This is a genomic window from Streptacidiphilus sp. ASG 303 (assembly GCF_020991365.1).
GTDB lineage: Bacteria > Actinomycetota > Actinomycetes > Streptomycetales > Streptomycetaceae > Peterkaempfera.
The window spans coordinates 51,305-68,943 of sequence record NZ_JAJLRA010000006.1 but is presented as its reverse complement, the minus strand read 5'-3'; the positions used below and the strand labels follow the sequence as shown (position 1 = coordinate 68,943).

Genomic DNA, 17,639 nt, shown 5'->3' with positions numbered 1-17,639 from the left:
GGCCGGTCCCGCGCACGGCGGTGCCGCTCAGTCGTTGGGCACGGTGGCGTACTTGGGGGTGGACTCGGCCATCTGCCGCAGCGCGTCCTTGCGGTCGCGCCTGGAGAGGCGGTCGATGTAGAGGTAGCCGTTGAGGTGGTCGGTCTCGTGCTGGAGGCAGCGGGCGAAGAAGCCGGTGCCCTCCACCCGGATCCCGTTGCCGTCCCGGTCCTGCCCGGTGACTGCCGCGTAGTCGGGCCGGGCCAGCTCGGCGTAGGCGCCCGGCACGGAGAGGCAGCCCTCGGGGGACTCGTCGAGGAGGCGGCGGGAGGCGTCCAGGTCCTCCAGGACCGGGTTGACGACGTACCCGACGTGGCGGACGCCCTCGTCGTCGGGGCAGTCGTAGACGAAAACGCGGGCGTCGACGCCGATCTGGTTGGCCGCCAGGCCCACGCCGTCGGCGGCGTACATGGAGACGAACATGTCGTCGATGAGGGACGCGAGGGCGGCGTCGAAGTCGGTGACGGTCCGGCAGGGGCGGTGCAGGACGGGGTTGCCGACGACGGTGACCGGCCGGACGGTGCCGCGGGAGGTGTCCGGCTCCTCCCCGACCACCTTCACGGGCGCCTCGGGGGACCCGGGCGCCGCCGCCTCGTCGGTGCCGCCCTCACGGGTGGTGGGGGTGTCGTGCTCGTGCTGCTCCGCCATCGCTGTTCCGCTTCGTCTTCCTGGAGGGGCCTGGAGGGCGCCCGCAGGTCCGCCTGCGGGGTGCCCGGGCTGTGCGGATCCCAGCGTACGGGTCCGGGGCCGGTCCGCGCCCCTTACCTGCCGCGGTTCAGCAGACCTCCTCCAGGTCCCGGTAGGCGCGCGTGCCGGGGGCCGCGGCGACCCACTCGTCCAGCAGCGGACCGACCCGGTCGGCGGGGGCGGCGATGCCGCACTCGCGCTCCGCGATCCACGACAGGCCCTCCCCGCGGTGGCTGAGGTGGCTGAGGTGCCCGGGGTGGGCGGCGTCGCCGTCGTCGTGCGGGTCGTGGTGGTCGGCGCTGCCGTCGTCGGTGTCCATGCGGCTCTCGGAGCAGGTCCGGCAGAGCAGCCGCACCGAGGAGGTCCAGTCCTCGGCGGCGTAGCCCGCGTCGGCGACCAGCCGCTCCAGGGCGTCGCGGTCGGGCTCGGTGGCGGCCTGGAGCAGCACCACGTGGGTGGGGACCGGCGAGGGGGCCCACAGCTCGATCTCGTCGAAGACGGGGTAGGCCACGCCGTCGGCGACGCGCTCGCCGTGCGGGGCGCCGTCGTGCAGCACCACCTCGCCCCAGCGGCGGCCGGAGGACGGCAGCGGGATGGACAGCACCTCGACCCGGGCCGGGTCCAGGCGGCGGCCCCAGACGACCTCGGACTCGCCCTCCGGGGAGAGCCGGACCGGGGTGGTGCCGAAGTCGAGGCGCACCGGCCCCTCGCCCGCGGGCACCCGCAGGCCGTACGCCTGCCAGGCGCGGCGGGCGAGCGGCCAGTCCTGGAGCGCGGTGGCGGCTATGCCGAGGTTCCACCAGTCGGGGGCGCCGTGGGCGCGGTCGAGCAGGGCGACGGCGCGCAGCCCGGCGGCGCGCGCCTGCTCCCAGTCCCGGCGGAACTTGTGCAGCAGCGCGAGGTTGTACCAGGAGTCGGAGAGCCAGGGCTCCAGGTCGGCGGCCATGACGAGCAGGGCGCCCGCGTCCTCGTAGCGCCCGTTGCCGATGAGCGTGAAGGCCCGGTCGGTCGTCTGCCGCCAGGTGGCGGACGGCCGGTGCCTCGCCCGGTGGAAGATCCTCACGTCGTCCCTGCCGTTGTCCTCTGGTCGTCCTCTGGTCGGTCGTTCCTCCGGCTCGCGCGGCGGGCGGCGCCGCCGCGGCGGACGGGGTGCCGTCGCGCGGGCCGGTCCGGTCCACGCCCGCACAGTACGGCGGGCGGAGCCGGAGCGCTACGCGATGGCCGCCGGCAGGCCGCCCCCGGAGGCCCGGACCTCCCCGCCGGCGGACGCCGGCCCTGCCCCGGTCCGCTCACTCATGACGGCCCCCTGCCCCGTTCCTCGTCCACGATGCGCGGTGCGGTGCCCGGACGGACACGGCCCCGCCCTGCTCCTCCCACTCCGCCGCCGCATCCAACCATGCGGGACGCCCCCGGCGCCGGTCGTCCGCCGGTCCCGCGGGGCCGGCCCCGGTGCAGACCGCGGTCAGCGCCTCCACCACCCGGGGGTCGTACGCGCGGCCGGTCTCCAGGCGGAGCTGCTCCAGGACCTCCAGGCGGCGGGCCAGCCGGGGGTCGTCGCAGACCAGGTCGTCGTAGGCGTTGGCAGCCCGGATGATGCGCGAGGCGGTGGGCACGGCGGGGTCGCGGCGGCCGTCGGCCGTGCGGTACGGGCGTGCCTGCAGCTCGACGAAGACCGCCACCTCGGGCGGGACGCCGGTGTGCCGGATCACCTCGCTGCCGAGCCGGGCGATCCGCCGCTGCTCCTCGGGCGGCAGCAGGGCGGTGGCGCCGCCGGGCACCGGCTCCACCAGTGAGAGCTGGCCGATGTCGTGCATGAGCGCGGCGCACTCCAGCAGCTCCAGGTCCCGTCCGGGCAGGCCCAGCCGGCTCCCGACGGCGCGGGAGAGCGCCGCGACGCGGCGGGCGTGGCCGGGCAGCGTGTAGCCGGCGACCTCGGTGGCGCGGGCCAGCGCGGCGACGCTCTGCCGCCGGGTGGCGGCGGTCGCCCCGTACCGGCGGAAGGAGAGCTGGGTGAGCAGCAGCGGGACGGAGAAGACGGGCAGCGCCCAGAGGCCGACCTCGCCCGCGCCGAGGCTGATGACCAGGCCGGTGGCAGCGATCGCCGAGCCGATGCCGGGCAGGGCGTGCAGCTCGGCGACGAGGGCGGGGCCGAAGCGGATCCGGGCGCGGGCGCTGCGCAGCAGTGCGGCGAGGACGACGTCGAAGAGCGCGGCGAGGACGGCGGCGGCGGCGAGGACGAGCCCGTACTGGGCGCCGCGGGTGGCGACCCGGTCGAGGGCGCCGGAGTTGTAGAGCGGCTGGAAGAGGGCGGCGGCGAAGGCGGTGGTGAGGAGGCGGCGGGCGGTCCGGTCGGGCTGCGGGGGGCGGCCGCGCAGCGTGTACGGGAGGGTGCCGAGCAGTCCGGCGGCGGCGGTCACGGCGACGGTCTGGAGCACGCCGTGGCCGGTGGGCAGCCCGCGCAGGGGTCCCAGCAGGGCGTAGGCGAGCGCCCCGGCGGCTCCGACGGGGGCCAGCTCGCGGTCGCCGGGGAGGGTGATGCGGACGGCCTCGCCGGCCGCGATCAGGGCGCCGAAGGCCAGGGCGGCGCGGACGTCGGCGAGGCCGCCGGCCAGGACGGCCGCGGCGGCGGCGAGGACGAGGGCGACGGCGGCGGCGTGCACGGCGGCGACCGCGGCCAGGGGCACCGGCGCGGCGGGAGGGCGCGGGACGGGCCGCGGGGGGCGGGGCGCCGCCCGGTCCAGCGGCCGGCGGGCGGCCGGGGGCGCGCTCACCGGCGGCCCGGCCGGGCGGTGTCCTCGACGCCGGCGTCGGCGGCGGGCGCGGGGGCGGAGGCGGGTGCGGGGGCGGAGGCGGGTGCGGGGGCGGAGGCGGGTGCGGGGGCGGAGGCGGGTGCGGGGGCGGAGGCGGGTGCGGGGGCGGCGGGTGCGGCGGTCCGCCGGGCCGGGCGGGGGCCCGGCGCGGCTGCGGGCACCTGCCCGGGGGCCGAGGCGTGCGCGGGCCCGGGGACGGGGTCGGGCAGGCCCAGGGGGATGTCCGGGACCTCGCCCGCGTAGCCGCCGGGCGGGGGTGCGGCGGGCCGCCAGCCGTGGAGTTCGACGGCGGTGACCAGGGCCCGGACCATCCGCGGGTCGAACTGGGTGCCCGAGCAGCGGTGCAGCTCCTCCACGGCCTCGTGGACGGGCCTGCCGCGGCGGTAGGAGCGGGTGGAGGTCATGGAGTCGAAGGCGTCGGCCACCGCGATCACCCGGGCGAACTCGGGGATCTCCTCCCCCGCGAGGCCGTAGGGGTAGCCGCGGCCGTCGACGCGTTCGTGGTGGTGCAGGATCCCGGCCCGCGCCTCGCGGAGGAAGCCGATGCCGCGGACCATCTCGTGCCCGTACTCGGGGTGCAGCTCCACGGCGCGCCGCTCCTCCGGGGTGAGCGGGCCGTTCTTGCGGAGCAGCGGGGTGGGCACGCCGAGCTTGCCCACGTCGTGCAGGATCCCGGCGAACCGCAGCGAGTGGAGGCGCTCCTCGGCCATGCCGATCTGGCGGGCGATGAGCACCGCGGCCCGCCCGACGCGCTCACTGTGGCCCCGGGTGTACTCGTCCTTGATCTCGACGGCCTGCACCAGGGCCCGCACGGTCGCGCGGTGCGCGGCCTGCTCACGGTGGTACTGGGCGTACACCCAGCAGGAGACGGAGAGCGGCAGCAGGGCGACGACGGCGGCGAAGGCGCCGTAGGGGCCCTGCCACAGGGCGGCCATCACCAGGGCGGCCATGCCGTGGACGAGGCAGGGGACGGCGCTGCGCAGCAGGATGCCACCCCGGGGGGCGGGACGGCGGGACGACGGGTCGGCGAGGCCGGTGACCAGGCCCAGCAGGACGCCGTTGACCAGGCAGAACACGGCGGCGGCCGCCGCGGCGGGGAGCAGTGCGCCGGGGAACCGGGCGCCGAGCAGCAGCGCCGGGCCGTGCAGCAGCCGGAAGGCGGCGGCGGCGGCGAAGGCGGAGAGGGCGAGCTGGGAGGCGTTCCACAGCCGGCGGGCCGCGCGGGGCGGCGGCACCCGGCCGAGCAGGGCGGCGGGGAGGGCGGCGAGGGCGGCGGCCGAGGGCGGCAGCATCAGCGCGCCCGCGAGCAGCACGGGGAGGAAGGCCCCGCTGGCGGCGGCCTCCGCCCGGGACGGGAGGGGCGGCAGGGCGTCGCACGGCAGGTCGGCGCGGTCCCGCGGGCCGGTGCGGTCCCGCGGGCCGGGACGGGCGGGGAGGCCGCGGGCGACCAGGTCGCAGCCGGCGTACAGGAGGGTGAGGACGGCGAGCCGGGACCAGGGCACGGGCTCGCCCGCCCAGCGGGCCGCCGGCAGGGCCTCCCGGAGGGGCGGGAGCAGCGGCAGCAGGCAGGGCAAGGCGGCTGCGGCGGCCGCGGTCAGGCAGATCCGGGCGGCGGGAGGGAGCGCGGCGCCCGGGCCGGGCTCCGCGGGATCGGCAGCGATGACGGCCTCCGTACCGGTCGGGTACGGCGGCCCCGGTGGTGCGGACCGCCCGCCACGGAGGATAGGCCGCGGACGGGCCTCGGACGGGCCGCTCGCCGGATTGGCCGGGTCGGCGGAGCCTGATTCCCACGTTCGGGTGACACCGGGCGCGGGCGGCGGCTCGCCTGGTGCCGGGACGGGACCCGGCGCGGCCGCCGAGGGGTGCGGGTGCGGCCGGTCCGCACGGCCGGCCCGGTCCCGTCACACCCCGGGGCGGCGGGCCGGGCCGGCGTGCGGACCGGCCGCGCCGCTCACTCCTGCGGGAGGGCCTCCGCCGCGGCGTAGGCGGTGTCGGCGCGCTGGGCCGTCCGGATGGAGTCGATCCGCGCCAGCACCTTGCTGCGCAGGTCGCTGGGGGCCGTGTCGCAGCCGCAGGACCGCTTGATCAGCGCCTTGATGGCCTGCTCCAGCCCGTACTTCTCCAGGCAGGGGGAGCACTCCTCGAAGTGCTGGCGGAGCTTGGCGCAGTCGCCCTCGTCCATCTCGTTGTCGAGGTACTCGTAGAGGTGGTCGAGCACCTCTCCGCAGTCCGTCTCGTGCGGGTTACCGCAGCTCATGTGCCCGAGCCCTTCGCCTCGTCCCCCGCACCCGCCCCACTGCCGGCCGGGACCAGCCCCCGGTCCCTGGCGTAGTCCTCGAGCAGCCCGCGCAGCTGACGGCGCCCCCGGTGGAGACGGGACATCACGGTACCGATGGGGGTACCCATGATGTCGGCGATCTCCTTGTAGGCAAAGCCCTCGACGTCCGCGAGGTAGACCGCGATGCGGAACTCCTCCGGGATCGCCTGGAGGGCCTCCTTCACGTCGCTGTCCGGGAGGTGGTCCAGCGCCTGGGCCTCGGCGGAGCGCAGGCCGGTCGACATGTGCGACTCGGCGCGGGCCAGCTGCCAGTCCTCGATCTCCTCGGCCCCGGTGCGCTGGGGCTCCCGCTGCTTCTTGCGGTAGGAGTTGATGAAGGTGTTGGTGAGGATCCGGTACAGCCAGGCCTTGAGGTTGGTGCCCTCGCGGAACTGGTGGAAGGAGGCGTACGCCTTGGCGAAGGTCTCCTGGAGCAGGTCCTCGGCGTCCGCGGGGTTGCGCGTCATGCGCAGCGCGGCGGAGTACATCTGGTCCAGATAACCCAGGGCGTCGCGCTCGAACCGCTCGCGGCGCGAGTCCTCCGACTCCCCGGCGGGGACGCGGAAGGTGTCCTCGCCGATGGCGTCGGCCAGCTCCTCCCCGCTGAGCTCCCGGCCTGCGTTCTCCGCAGCCCCGGTGTCGTCCTCGGTCCCGGCGACCGGACCCACCTCCTCGGTGACGCGTGGCCGGCCCGTGATGGTCCGGCTAGAAAGGGAGGATATCGGGCCGGGGGTCTTCTCGCCCGCGACAAGCCACTCCGACCAGAGGACGGCGGGGTTGCCCGCCTTCTCCCCGCGGCGCTCGGGGCAAGCGATCGAGCCCATGGGCACTGCCTTTCCACCGACGTGTGTACCTACACCGGTGCTCAACCGCGGCGGCGTCCCGGACATTCCCGGGAGGCGGGCACCGGCCGGGAACGGGCCCCGCGAGGGGTCCGTGCGGCCGCGCGAGGCGTCACCCGGCGAGGCGCAGCACCCAGTCGGCCACGGCCCCGGCGACCGCGGCGAGCGCCTCCTCCTGCGTCGGCGCGCCGCGCCTCGGCACGGCGAAGCCGTGGTCCGCGCCGGGCACCGCGACCAGGGCGCCGCCGGGCGGCGGCGCCGGGAACTCCCCGGGCCGTCCGAAGGGGTCCCGCAGGCCCTGCACCACCAGGACCGGCACGCCGGCCCCGGTCAGCTCCCCGGCCCGGCTGCGCTCCGGCCTCCCCGGCGGGTGGAGCGGGAACGCCAGCGCCACGACCCCCGCGGCGCCGCTGCGCAGCGCGGTGCGGCAGGCGACGCGGGCGCCCGCGCTGCGGCCGCCGACGAGCAGCGGGACCCCGTCCGCATCGGCGGCCAGCGCCTCCGCGACGGGCAGCCAGCCGGTGTCCAGCGCCGCCGGGGCGGGGGCGACCCTCCGGCCCGCGACCCGCCAGGGCTGCTCGACCAGGGCGACCGTGACGCCGAGGGGCGGCAGGGCGGCGGCGACCGCCTGCAGGTCGCGGGCCTCCACGCCGCCGCCGGCGCCGTGCCCGAGCGCCAGCAGCGCCCGGGGGCGCCCCTCGGCCCGGGCCAGCGACACCCGGGCGTCCCCGGCCGGGGTGGCGACGGTCCTGCGCTCCACGTGCTGCTCCTCCTGCTGCGGCGGCCACGGCCGGGCCCGGGGGCGGTCCGGGGCGTCAGAACAGCGTGGCGTCGCCCAGCACCTGGTCGGCGGGGATCGGCTCGGTCAGCTGCGGGCCGTTGTTGCGCACATTGTTCACCGCCGGGGAGACCGGGCGCGCGGCGAGCCTCCCGGCGGCCGGGGGCACCAGGAGCGAGCGCAGCTCGTCGGGGTCGCTGCGGTCCGGGTCGAGCCAGGCGTCGTACCCGCCGGGCTCCACCAGCAGCGGCATCCGGGGGTGGATGCGGCCGAGGGCGTCCTCGGCGTCGGTGGTGAGCACGGTGCAGGTGCACAGCCACGCCCCCGGGTCGTCGGCGGGGCGGGAGCGGTCGCGCCACCACTCGTACAGGCCGGCCATCGCCATGACCGAGCCGTCGGCGGGGGTGATGTAGTACGGCTGCTTGCGGGCGCGCCCCTTCGGCCCGTCCGGGGCGGTCTCCGGGGTGTGCCACTCGTAGTAGCCGTCGGCGGGCAGCAGGCAGCGGCGGGAGGCGAAGGCGCGGCGGTAGGCGGGCTTCTCGTGGACGGTCTCCGCACGGGCGTTGATCATCTTGACGCCCGCCTCGGGCGTCTTCGACCAGGAGGGGACCAGGCCCCAGCGCAGCACGTGGAGCTGGCGGACCGGCCGGTCCGCCCCCTCCGGCGGGGCGCCCTCGGGAGGGGCGTCCTTCGGCGGCCGGTCCATGACCGCCCACACGGGTTTGGTGGGGGCCACGTTCCAGTCCGGCGCGATGGTCTCGGTGGGGTCCCACCGCTCCACCCCGAACAGCTCGACCAGGTCCTCGGGCCTCCGGCCCGACGCATAGCGACCGCACATGCGTCCACCCTGCCACGCGCGGGCCCCACCGCGGGGCGGACCCGGGGCGAACCGGGGACTGGCCTCCGCTCGTCCTCCCGTGCGAAGCTGCCCGTTCCCCTCGGGCGGCCGGGCACCGGAGGGACGTCGGGGACGGGCGCGCCGCAGGGGCGTCCGGACGGGCGTCCCGGAGCCGCGTCCGGGGCGGACCCCCCGGCAGGGCGCCCCGGACGGGCGCCCCGGGCCGGTGCCCCGGGAGGTCGGCGATACGGAGGACGCGGTGGTGGAGACGGCGGCGGGGACGGCTGCGACGGTCGGGCGCGGCATCGGCGACGCCTGGAGCCGCGTCACCGGCACCCAGCCAGACCCGCCCGCCTGGCTGGTGCTCGCCACCGGCGCGGTCGCGCTCGCCGCCGTGCTCGCACCGCCGCTGTGGCGGGTGAGCCGCGCCGTCGTCACCATCGCCCACGAGGGCGGCCACGGCCTGACGGCCCTGCTCACCGGGCGCCGCCTCTCCGGCATCCGGCTCCACTCGGACACCTCCGGCCTCACCGTCTCCTCGGGCCGGCCCACCGGCGCGGGCATGGTGCTGACCGCCGCGGCCGGCTACCTCGCCCCGCCGCTGCTCGGCCTGGGCGGGGCGGCGCTGCTGGCCTCGGGGCACGTCACGGCCCTGCTGTGGACGGCGACGGCGCTGCTGGCCGGGCTGCTGGTGATGGTCCGCAACGCCTTCGGGGTGCTGACGGTCGTGGCCACCGGCGCGGCCTTCCTGCTGGTCTCCTGGTACGCGGGCGACCGGGTGCAGGCCGCCTTCGCCTACCTGGGCGTGTGGTTCCTGCTGCTGTCGGGGGTGCGCCCGGTGGTGGAGCTGCAGCGCAAGCGGCGGCACGGCGGGGCGCCCGACTCGGACGCCGACCAGCTCGGCCGGCTGACCGGGGTGGCCCCGGTGCTCTGGGTGGGGCTCTTCCTGGTCACCGCGCTGGCCGGCCTGCTCGCGGGGGCCGGCTGGCTGACCGCCCGCTGAGGGGCGGCGCCGGGACGCGGACCCGCCGTCCGGCGGACGGACGGCTCGGGGGCCGCGGGGCCCGGACCCTCTACGCTTGCGGCATGACCGATGACCTCTGGCCCGCCCCGACCGCGTCCTCCGCCGTGGACGCCACCGTCACCGTGCCCGGCTCCAAGTCGGTCACCAACCGCGCGCTGGTGCTGGCCGCCCTCGCCTCGGAGCCCGGCTGGATCCGGCGCCCGCTGCGCAGCCGGGACACCCTGCTGATGGCGTCCGCGCTGCGGTCGCTGGGCGTGGGCATCGAGGACACCGTCAACAACGCCACCGGCGGCACCGGCGGCGGCGACGCCTGGCGGGTCATCCCGGCCGGCCTGCGCGGCCCGGCCTCGGTGGACGTGGGCAACGCGGGCACCGTGATGCGGTTCCTGCCGCCGGTCGCCGTGCTGGCCGACGGCCCGGTCCACTTCGACGGGGACCCCCGCTCCCACGAGCGGCCGCTGCACGGCGTGATCGACGCGCTGCGCGCCCTCGGTGCGCGGATCGACGACGAGGGCCGCGGCGCCCTGCCGCTCACCGTGCACGGCACCGGTGCCCTGGACGGCGGCACGGTCACCGTGGACGCCTCCTCCTCGTCGCAGTTCGTCAGCGCGCTGCTGCTCTCCGGCGCCCGGTACAACCAGGGCCTGGAGGTGCGGCACGTCGGCGGGCCGCTGCCGTCCCTGCCGCACATCCGGATGACGGTGGAGATGCTGCGGGCGGCCGGCGCGCAGGTGGACGCGCCCGAGGACGGCGGCGAGGCCGACGTCTGGCGGGTCACCCCCGGCGCCCTGCTCGGCTGCGACCTGGTCGTCGAGCCCGATCTGTCCAACGCGGCGCCGTTCCTGGCCGCGGCGCTGGTCACCGGCGGCCGGGTCACCGTCCGCGACTGGCCGCGGCGCACCACGCAGCCCGGCGACCGCCTGCGGGAGATCCTCACCGCCATGGGCGGCTCCTGCGGGATCGGCGACGAGGGCCTGACCATGACCGGCGGCGGCCGGATCCTCGGCATCGAGGCCGACCTGCACGAGGTCGGCGAGCTCACCCCCGTGGTCGCGGCGGTGGCGGCGCTGGCCGACTCCGAGTCCCACCTGTACGGCATCGCCCACCTGCGGCTGCACGAGACCGACCGCCTGGCGGCGCTCGCCAAGGAGCTGAACGGGCTGGGCGGCGACGTCACCGAGACCGCGGACGGCCTGCGGATCCGCCCCCGCCCGCTGCACGGCGGCGTCTTCCGCACCTACGAGGACCACCGGCTGGCCACCGCCGCCGCCGTGCTCGGCCTGGCCGTGCCCGGCGTGCAGGTGGAGGACGTCGCCACCACCGGCAAGACCCTCCCCGACTTCCCCGGCCTGTGGACCGCCATGCTGGCCGGTTCCGCCGCGCCGGCCACCGCCTGACCGCCCGCCCACCGGCAGAGGACCCCCCGTGACGAACCGCCCGAACCCGCACGACCCGAAGGCCTGACACCCCGCATGCGCCGCTACGGCAAGGACTCCGACGAGGACGACATCCGGGCCCGCCCCGCACGGCGGGGCTCGCGCCCCCGCACCCGCACCCGCCCCAAGCACGAGGACGCCGCCGAGGCGATGGTCCTCACCGTGGACCGGGGCCGGCTCACCTGCCTGGTGGACGCCGGGACCCGGCAGGAGCGGTCGGTCACCGCGATGAAGGCCCGCGAGCTGGGCCGCAAGGGCGTGGTGGTCGGCGACCGGGTGGCCCTCGTCGGGGACCTGTCGGGCGAGCCCGACAGCCTGGCCCGGATCGTCCGGGTCGAGGACCGCACGTCGGTGCTGCGGCGCACCGCGGACGACGACGACCCGTACGAGCGGGTGGTGGTGGCCAACGCCGACCAGCTCGCCATCGTCACCGCCCTCGCCGACCCCGAGCCGCGGCCCCGGCTGATCGACCGCTGCCTGGTGGCGGCGTACGACGCGGGGATGGAACCGCTGCTCATCCTCACCAAGTCCGACCTGGCGCCCGCCGACCCGCTGCTGGAGGTGTACGCGCCGCTGGGGATCCGCCACGTCGTGACCCGCCGCGACGACCTGGACGAGGAGAACGCCGAGACGGTCCGGGAGCTGCTGCGCGACCGCGCCACCGTCTTCGTCGGCCACTCCGGCGTCGGCAAGACGACCCTGGTCAACGGCCTGGTCCCGGACCGGCAGCGGGCCACCGGGCAGGTCAACGCCGTCACCGGCCGCGGCCGGCACACCACCACCTCGGCGCTCGCGCTGCGGCTCCCCGCGCCGCCGGGGGCGAAGCCCGGCTCGAAGCGGGCCCTGGCGCCGGGCTGGGTCATCGACACCCCCGGCTTCCGGTCCTTCGGCCTCTCCCACGTGGACCCCTCCCGGGTGATCCACGCCTTCCCCGACCTGGACCCGGGGACCGCGGACTGCCCGCGCGCCTGCAGCCACGACGAGCCGGACTGCGCGCTGGACGCCTGGGTGGAGGCCGGCAAGGCCGACCCGGCGCGGCTGTACTCGCTGCGGCGGCTGCTGGCCACCCGCGACACCCGCGAGGACGACTGACCCGCCCCTCCCCCCGCGCGGCCGGGCACCGCCGGGCCGGCCGCGGACGAGCCGCGTACGCCGGGCGGCCGCGGGGGCGCCCCGGCGTGCATACTCTCCGTAAGCGGACGCGCGGCCGGCCGCCTCCGGGCGGTCGGCCGCCGCCGCGCCCGCGGGGAGACCGGCCACCGGACGGATGGGAACCGCGGGTGCGGCGGCGCGCACGTCGGCACGTCGGCCGGAACCGAACCTTGGGGGATGTGTCCATGGCATGGCTGCTGGTGGTCTGCGCGGGCCTGTTCGAGACGGGCTTCGCGGTCTGCCTCAAGCTCAGCGACGGGTTCTCCCGCCTCTGGCCCACCGTCGCCTTCTGCTGCTTCGCGCTGGCGAGCTTCGGCCTGCTCACGCTCTCCCTCAAGCACCTGCCGGTCGGTCCCGCGTACGCGGTCTGGACCGGGATCGGCGCGGCGGGCAGCGCCACGTACGGCATGATCTGGCTCGGCGAGAGCACGAACACGCTGAAGCTGGTCTCGATCGCCCTGGTCGTGGCCGGGGCGGTCGGCCTGCAGCTCAGCGGCACCGCGCACTGAGCGGGCGGGAGCGCGGAGGGGGCCGGGGCGCGGAGGGGGCCGGGGCACGGAGAGGGCCGGGGGGCGGAGAGGGCCGGGGCGCGGAGAGGGCCGGGGCACCGGGCGGACCGGCCCGGCGGGCCGGCGCCGCGGGTCCGGCGGACCGGCCGGGCGGCTCACTCCTCGCCGGGGTCGCTGTTGGCGTCCCTCAGCACCTGCATGAGCGCGGCCAGCTGGTCGGCGCGGTCCGCCCCCAGCGGGGCCAGGAAGTGCCGCCGCAGCAGGGCCGCGTGGCGGCGGTGCCCCTCCTCGGCGAGCCGCGCGCCGCGCGGGGTGAGCACCGTGTAGGTGACCCGGCGGTCGCCGGGGCAGGGCTGACGGTCGATCAGGCCCGCCGCAGCCATCCGGTCGGCAAGCTTGGTGAAGCCGCCGCTGGTGAGGGAGACGTCGTGGGCCAGCCGCGTCATCGGCAGCCGGCGGCCGGGGGTGCGCAGCAGTCTGACCAGCACCTCGAACCAGGGACCGGGCAGGTCCACCCCCGCCACCCGCTCGACGCGCACCCGGCGCTCGGTGCGGACGCACCCCTCCAGCAGCAGCCCGTAGAGGGTCACCAGCTCGTGGTCGGAGATGTCCGTGGCGGCCGCGCCGCCGGCGGCCGGTCCCGCTGCCCGCTGTCCCATGGGGCCACAGTAGCCATGCGGGGCCCCGTCCGGACCCCCCGATCGGACGGGTCCGCATCCGCCGGGCGCACGAGCCGGGGCGCACCGCGCGCGAGCCGAGGTGACCCGCGGGCGCGCGGGTGGCTACGGTGAGGCCATGCCGGACTACCACGACGACCTCCGCCTCGCCCACGTCCTCGCCGACTCGGCCGACTCCGTCACCCTGGAGCGCTTCCGGGCCCTCGACCTGGAGGTGGAGACCAAGCCGGACCTCACGCCGGTCAGCGACGCCGACAAGGCGGCCGAGGAACTGGTGGCCGGCGTCCTGCAGCGCGCCCGGCCGCGCGACGCCGTGATGGGCGAGGAGTTCGGGCGGCGGGGCACCGGGCCCCGCCGCTGGGTGATCGACCCGATCGACGGCACCAAGAACTACGTGCGCGGCGTGCCGGTCTGGGCCACCCTGATCGCCCTGCTGGAGCTGGGGCCGGACGGCGAGCAGCCGGTGGTCGGCATCGTCTCCGCACCGGCGCTGGGCCGCCGCTGGTGGGCGGCCCGGGGGGCGGGCGCCTACACCGGGCGGGACCTGACCCGGGCGAGCCGGATCCACGTCTCCGGGGTGTCGCGGCTGGAGGACGCCTCGTTCTCGTACTCCTCGCTGTCGGGCTGGGAGGAGCGCGGACGGCTGGAGCCCTTCCTCGACCTCACCCGGTCCTGCTGGCGGACCCGCGCCTACGGCGACTTCTGGTCCTACATGATGGTGGCCGAGGGGGCGGTGGACATCGCGGCGGAGCCGGAGCTGTCGCTGTGGGACATGGCGGCGCCCTGCATCGTGGTGCAGGAGGCGGGCGGCCGCTTCACCGGCCTGGACGGGGTGGACGGGCCCGGGGGCGCGGACGCGGCGGCCTCCAACGGGATCCTGCACGGGGAGCTGCTGTCCCGGCTGAGCGTCTGACGGCGGGCGCGCGGAAACGGGCGCGCGGAAACGGGCGCACGGGCACGGGCGCGTGAACACCGGCGCGTGACGGCTCGTCCGTGCGGGCGCGGCCGGCGCGCACGCCGGGCACGGACGCCGCCGGGCGGACCGCGGACGGCACCGCGCACCGTCCGGGGTGCCGGATTCCCCCGGTTCCGTCCGGCCCTCTGGTCAGGGCGGTACGGGCATGTGAACATGGGAATCCCGGAGCTTGTGAATGTGTGAAGGGATTCCCGAGCTCGCCCGCCCCCCTGCCCAGGAGGTGGTCCGCACGTGCTCGTCCGCGACGCCATGAGTCCGGTGGTGCTCACCATCGGCCCCGCCCACACCCTCCGCCACGCCGCACGCCTGATGTCGGGGCGCCGCATCGGCGCCGCCGTCGTCCTCGACCCCGACACCTGCGGGATCGGCATCCTCACCGAGCGGGACGTCCTCAACGCCCTCGGCCGCGGCCAGGACCCCGACCTGGAGACCGCCCACGCCCACGTGACCACCGACGTCGTCTTCGCCGGCCCCGAGTGGACCCTCGACCAAGCCGCCGCCGCCATGGTGCGGGGCGGCTTCCGCCACCTGGTGGTGCTCGACGGCGGAGGGGTCGCCGGCATCATCTCGGTGCGGGACGTCCTGCGCTGCTGGGTCGGGGCGGGCCGCACGGCGGCCCCCGGGTCCGCCGCAGCCGTCCCGGCCTGAACCCCTCCGGCCCGATCCCCCGCCGGCCCGATCCCCCGCCGGCCCGATCCCCGTCCCGCGCGATCGGCGTCCGGCCCGAACCCGCCGCCGGCCCGAACCCTCCGAGCCGGACCCGCCGCCCGGGGTTCCGGCCGTGCGCGGCGGAAGCGTCCGCCCCGGCGGCGAGGGCGGCCCGGGTCCGTCCCGGGCCGCCACCGGAGCGGTTCCGCGGGGTCGGGCCGCCACGGCGCGCGATCCCGATCACCATCGCGATCGGGCCCCCGGACCACGACATGGACAAAGTCCAATTCACTATCATGACCAATTCACGACATATTACGGGTTCGGACATCCCCTGGTATCCTGACGGAATGAGCGACCTCCTGGAACGACTGCGCACCCGCGGCTGGCGGCTCACCGCCCAGCGGAGGGTCGTCGCCGAGGTGCTCGACGGCGACCACGTCCACCTGACCGCGGACGAGGTCCACGCGCGGGCCGCGCGGCTGCTGCCGGAGATCAGCCGGGCCACCGTCTACAACACCCTCGGCGAGCTGGTGACCCTGGGCGAGGTGCTGGAGGTCAGCACCGACGGCCGGGCCCGGCGCTACGACCCCAACGCCCACCACGCACACCAGCACCTGGTCTGCTCGCACTGCGGGACGATCCGCGACGTGCACCCGGTCGGCGACCCGCTGGCCGCCCTGCCGGCCGGCGAGCGGTTCGGCTTCACCGTCTCCGACGTCGAGGTGACCTACCGGGGCACCTGCCCCGACTGCAGCGCCACCGCCGCCTGAGCACGGCCCGGGAGACCGCCGGGACGGCACCGGTCCGCCGGCCCACCGGGGCCGGACGCCCACCCCTCCCGGGGCGGGACCCGGAGGGCCCGTGCCCGTCCGCGGGTCAGGCGGTCAGCTCGGCGTCCAGCGCCTCCAGCAGGCGCCCAGCCCGCTCCGCCACCTCGGCCGGCCCGGCCTCCGCCGCCCTCCGGCACCAGTTCCGGGCCTGCGCGAGGTCCCCGCGCCGCACGGCCGCCAGCGCCAGCCGCAGTGCGGCCCGGCCGTGGCCCGCGTCGGCGGCCCGGGTGTACCAGAGCGCCGCCGCCGCCTCCGCGCCCTCGCGGGCGAGCAGCAGGCCGAGGTTGAACGCCGCGCTGCGGCTCCCGGCCTCCGCCGCCCTCCGGTACCAGCCCTCCGCGGCGTCCACGTCGCCCTGCGCCGCCGCCCGCACGCCCATCCGCACCTGCGCGCGGCTGTGGCCGCCCTCGGCGGCGGCCTCGTACCAGCGGGCCGCCTCGTCGTCGTCGCCGCCCTGCCGCTCCAGCAGCGAGGCCAGCCGGAAGGCCGCCTCGGCCGAGCCCGCCCCGGCGGCCTGCCGGTAGCGGTGCTCCGCGGCGTCCAGGTCGCCGCGCCGCTCCCTGGCGACGGCGAGCTGCAGGGCGGCCTCGCCGTGGCCCTCGGCCGCCGCCCGGGCGTACCACTCCTGGGCCTCGTGCTGGTCGCCGCGGGCGGCGTGCAGGATGCCCAGGTTGAAGGCCGCGTCGACGCTGCCCGCCTCGGCGGCCTTGGAGAACCAGGGCAGGGCGCCGGAGGGGTCGTCGCGCTGGAGGAGCAGCACGGCGAGGGCGTTGCACGCCTCACGGTGGCCGGCGTAGGCCGCCCGCCGGTACCACTGCTCGGCCTGCGCCCCGCGGCCGGCCGCGGCGCACAGCAGGCCGAGGTTGAAGGCGCCGTTGTGGTCGCCCGCGTCCAGTGCGGCGCGGTACCAGCGCTCGGCGAGGGCCGTCTCACCCCGTTCGGCGTGCAGGGCCCCGAGCGCGTTGGCGGCGTTGCCGTCCCCGCCCTCGGCCGCCTGCCGCCACCAGTCGGCCGCGGCGGCGGTGTCGCCGGAGTCGCGCAGCAGGAAGCCGAGGGCGCAGGCGGCCCGGGGCTCGCCGCCGCCGGCCGACTGCCGGTACCAGCGGGCCGCCTCGTCCCGCTCGCCACGCTCCTCCAGCAGCACACCCAGCCGCAGGGCGGCGCGGGCGTGGCCGCGGGCGGCGGCGGTGCGGTACCAGGTCCCGGCGGTCTCCTTGTCCCCCGCCGCCTCCCGCATCCGGGCGAGCCGGTACGACGCCTCGCGGTGCCCCGCCTCGGCGGCGGCGCGGAACCAGCGCTCGGCGCGGACGTCGCGGCGGTGCTCCAGCAGGTCGGCGAGCGCGTAGGCGCCCAGCGGGTGCCCCTGGTCGGCGGCGGAGTGCAGCCAGTACTCGGCGCCCGACTCGTCGCCGTGGTCGCGCAGGTGCAGGCCGAGGGCGTGCGCGGCGGGCGCGCTCCCGGCGACGGCCGCCTGCCGCCACCACTGGGCGGCCTCCTCGCGCAGGCCGCGCCGGTGGAGCAGGACGCCGAGGTTGTTGGCGGCGGGCCGCAGGCCCGCGGCGGCGGCGCGCCTCAGGTGGGGCTCGGCCTCCTCCAGGTCGCCGCGGCGCAGCAGCAGGGCGCCGAGCAGGCTGGCGGCGCCGGGGTCGCCCGCCGCCGCGGCACCGCGGTAGCGGGCCTCCAGGGCCGCCTCCTCCCGGGCGGCGAGGGCGGCCTCGAAGCCGGCGGCGGACGCGGACCGGTCGGCGGTGCCGGGCCCCGGCAGCGGGCCGCCGTCGTCCTCCGCGGGGCCGTCCGGAAGGTCTGCGGGGTCGGCGGCCGGGCCTGCGGCGCGGTCCGCCGGGAGGTCCGCGCCAGCGGGGTCCGCCGCCGGGAGGGCGGCGGCGCGGCCGGACAGGGGGCTGCGGGGCGGGGCCAGGAGGGCGACGGCCTGCGGGACCTGGAGGTCGACCAGGGAGTGCACGCCGGAGCGCTGGGCGGGCAGCGCCCCCGAGGGGCTGTCGTCGGCGTGGTCGGCGAAGACGGCGGCGAGCGTGTCCGCGAGGCGGTGGAGCAGTGAGCCCGATCCGCCTG

At 77.8% G+C, this 17,639-nt stretch carries 17 protein-coding genes; 7 read left to right on the top strand and 10 right to left on the bottom strand.

Features of this window, described 5'->3' with window-relative positions:
• Positions 1-27: 27 nt before the first annotated feature.
• The 8 genes from def to LO771_RS10685 form a co-directional block, all read right to left on the bottom strand.
• Complete coding sequence (gene def / locus LO771_RS10720; RefSeq protein ID WP_230650435.1) at positions 28-687, bottom strand: peptide deformylase; 660 nt, start codon at positions 685-687, stop codon at positions 28-30.
• Between the two features lie 127 nt (positions 688-814).
• The gene (locus LO771_RS10715; RefSeq protein ID WP_230650432.1) at positions 815-1,789 is read right to left on the bottom strand and encodes a hypothetical protein; all 975 of its coding nucleotides are present in this window, start codon (positions 1,787-1,789) and stop codon (positions 815-817) included.
• A 226-nt stretch (positions 1,790-2,015) separates the two neighbouring features.
• Entirely contained in the window at positions 2,016-3,410 is a 1,395-nt protein-coding gene (locus tag LO771_RS10710) for an HD domain-containing protein (RefSeq protein WP_230650429.1), read from the bottom strand.
• An 83-nt stretch (positions 3,411-3,493) separates the two neighbouring features.
• On the bottom strand, positions 3,494-5,110 hold the full coding sequence (locus LO771_RS10705) for an HD-GYP domain-containing protein (RefSeq protein WP_374228135.1): 1,617 nt from the start codon (positions 5,108-5,110) through the stop codon (positions 3,494-3,496).
• 377 nt (positions 5,111-5,487) lie between these two features.
• Positions 5,488-5,793, bottom strand: a complete 306-nt coding sequence (rsrA, locus tag LO771_RS10700) for a mycothiol system anti-sigma-R factor (RefSeq protein WP_230650427.1) — start codon at positions 5,791-5,793, stop codon at positions 5,488-5,490.
• Positions 5,790-6,446 carry a sigma-70 family RNA polymerase sigma factor gene (locus LO771_RS10695; RefSeq protein WP_255744140.1) on the bottom strand — a complete coding sequence of 219 codons (657 nt, stop codon included), beginning with the start codon at positions 6,444-6,446 and terminating at the stop codon, positions 5,790-5,792. Before LO771_RS10695 ends, rsrA begins: the two co-directional genes overlap by 4 nt.
• Before the next feature lie 361 nt (positions 6,447-6,807).
• A complete protein-coding gene (locus tag LO771_RS10690) occupies positions 6,808-7,455 on the bottom strand; it encodes an alpha/beta family hydrolase (protein WP_230650425.1) in 648 nt (215 codons plus the stop codon).
• A 55-nt stretch (positions 7,456-7,510) separates the two neighbouring features.
• Entirely contained in the window at positions 7,511-8,311 is an 801-nt protein-coding gene (locus LO771_RS10685; protein WP_230650422.1) for an SOS response-associated peptidase, read from the bottom strand.
• 259 nt (positions 8,312-8,570) lie between these two features.
• Between LO771_RS10685 and LO771_RS10680 the strand changes: the two genes are divergently transcribed.
• The 4 genes from LO771_RS10680 to LO771_RS10665 all read left to right on the top strand — a co-directional run bounded on the left by LO771_RS10680 (position 8,571) and on the right by LO771_RS10665 (position 12,432).
• Complete coding sequence (locus LO771_RS10680) at positions 8,571-9,314, top strand: M50 family metallopeptidase (protein WP_230650419.1); 744 nt, start codon at positions 8,571-8,573, stop codon at positions 9,312-9,314.
• Positions 9,315-9,397: 83 nt separating this feature from the next.
• On the top strand, positions 9,398-10,732 hold the full coding sequence (gene aroA / locus LO771_RS10675; RefSeq protein WP_230650417.1) for a 3-phosphoshikimate 1-carboxyvinyltransferase: 1,335 nt from the start codon (positions 9,398-9,400) through the stop codon (positions 10,730-10,732).
• Positions 10,733-10,807: 75 nt separating this feature from the next.
• Entirely contained in the window at positions 10,808-11,863 is a 1,056-nt protein-coding gene (rsgA, locus tag LO771_RS10670) for a ribosome small subunit-dependent GTPase A (RefSeq protein WP_230650415.1), read from the top strand.
• Between the two features lie 245 nt (positions 11,864-12,108).
• Positions 12,109-12,432 carry a multidrug efflux SMR transporter gene (locus tag LO771_RS10665; RefSeq protein ID WP_230650412.1) on the top strand — a complete coding sequence of 108 codons (324 nt, stop codon included), beginning with the start codon at positions 12,109-12,111 and terminating at the stop codon, positions 12,430-12,432.
• Positions 12,433-12,587: 155 nt separating this feature from the next.
• Here the strand turns inward: LO771_RS10665 and LO771_RS10660 are convergent, their stop codons facing one another.
• Positions 12,588-13,091 carry a MarR family winged helix-turn-helix transcriptional regulator gene (locus LO771_RS10660; protein ID WP_230650409.1) on the bottom strand — a complete coding sequence of 168 codons (504 nt, stop codon included), beginning with the start codon at positions 13,089-13,091 and terminating at the stop codon, positions 12,588-12,590.
• A gap of 136 nt (positions 13,092-13,227) precedes the next feature.
• Here LO771_RS10660 and hisN point away from each other — a divergent pair, with 136 nt between their 5' ends.
• The 3 genes from hisN to LO771_RS10645 all read left to right on the top strand — a co-directional run bounded on the left by hisN (position 13,228) and on the right by LO771_RS10645 (position 15,506).
• On the top strand, positions 13,228-14,022 hold the full coding sequence (hisN, locus tag LO771_RS10655; RefSeq protein WP_230650403.1) for a histidinol-phosphatase: 795 nt from the start codon (positions 13,228-13,230) through the stop codon (positions 14,020-14,022).
• A 294-nt stretch (positions 14,023-14,316) separates the two neighbouring features.
• Positions 14,317-14,733, top strand: coding sequence for a cyclic nucleotide-binding/CBS domain-containing protein (locus LO771_RS10650; protein WP_230650399.1), 417 nt, complete (start codon positions 14,317-14,319; stop codon positions 14,731-14,733).
• Positions 14,734-15,083: 350 nt separating this feature from the next.
• Positions 15,084-15,506 carry a Fur family transcriptional regulator gene (locus tag LO771_RS10645; protein ID WP_230650395.1) on the top strand — a complete coding sequence of 141 codons (423 nt, stop codon included), beginning with the start codon at positions 15,084-15,086 and terminating at the stop codon, positions 15,504-15,506.
• A 106-nt stretch (positions 15,507-15,612) separates the two neighbouring features.
• Here the strand turns inward: LO771_RS10645 and LO771_RS10640 are convergent, their stop codons facing one another.
• Positions 15,613-17,331: a tetratricopeptide repeat protein gene (locus LO771_RS10640; RefSeq protein WP_230650970.1), complete on the bottom strand. Its 1,719-nt coding sequence runs from the start codon at positions 17,329-17,331 to the stop codon at positions 15,613-15,615.
• Between the last annotated feature and the right edge of the window lie 308 nt (positions 17,332-17,639).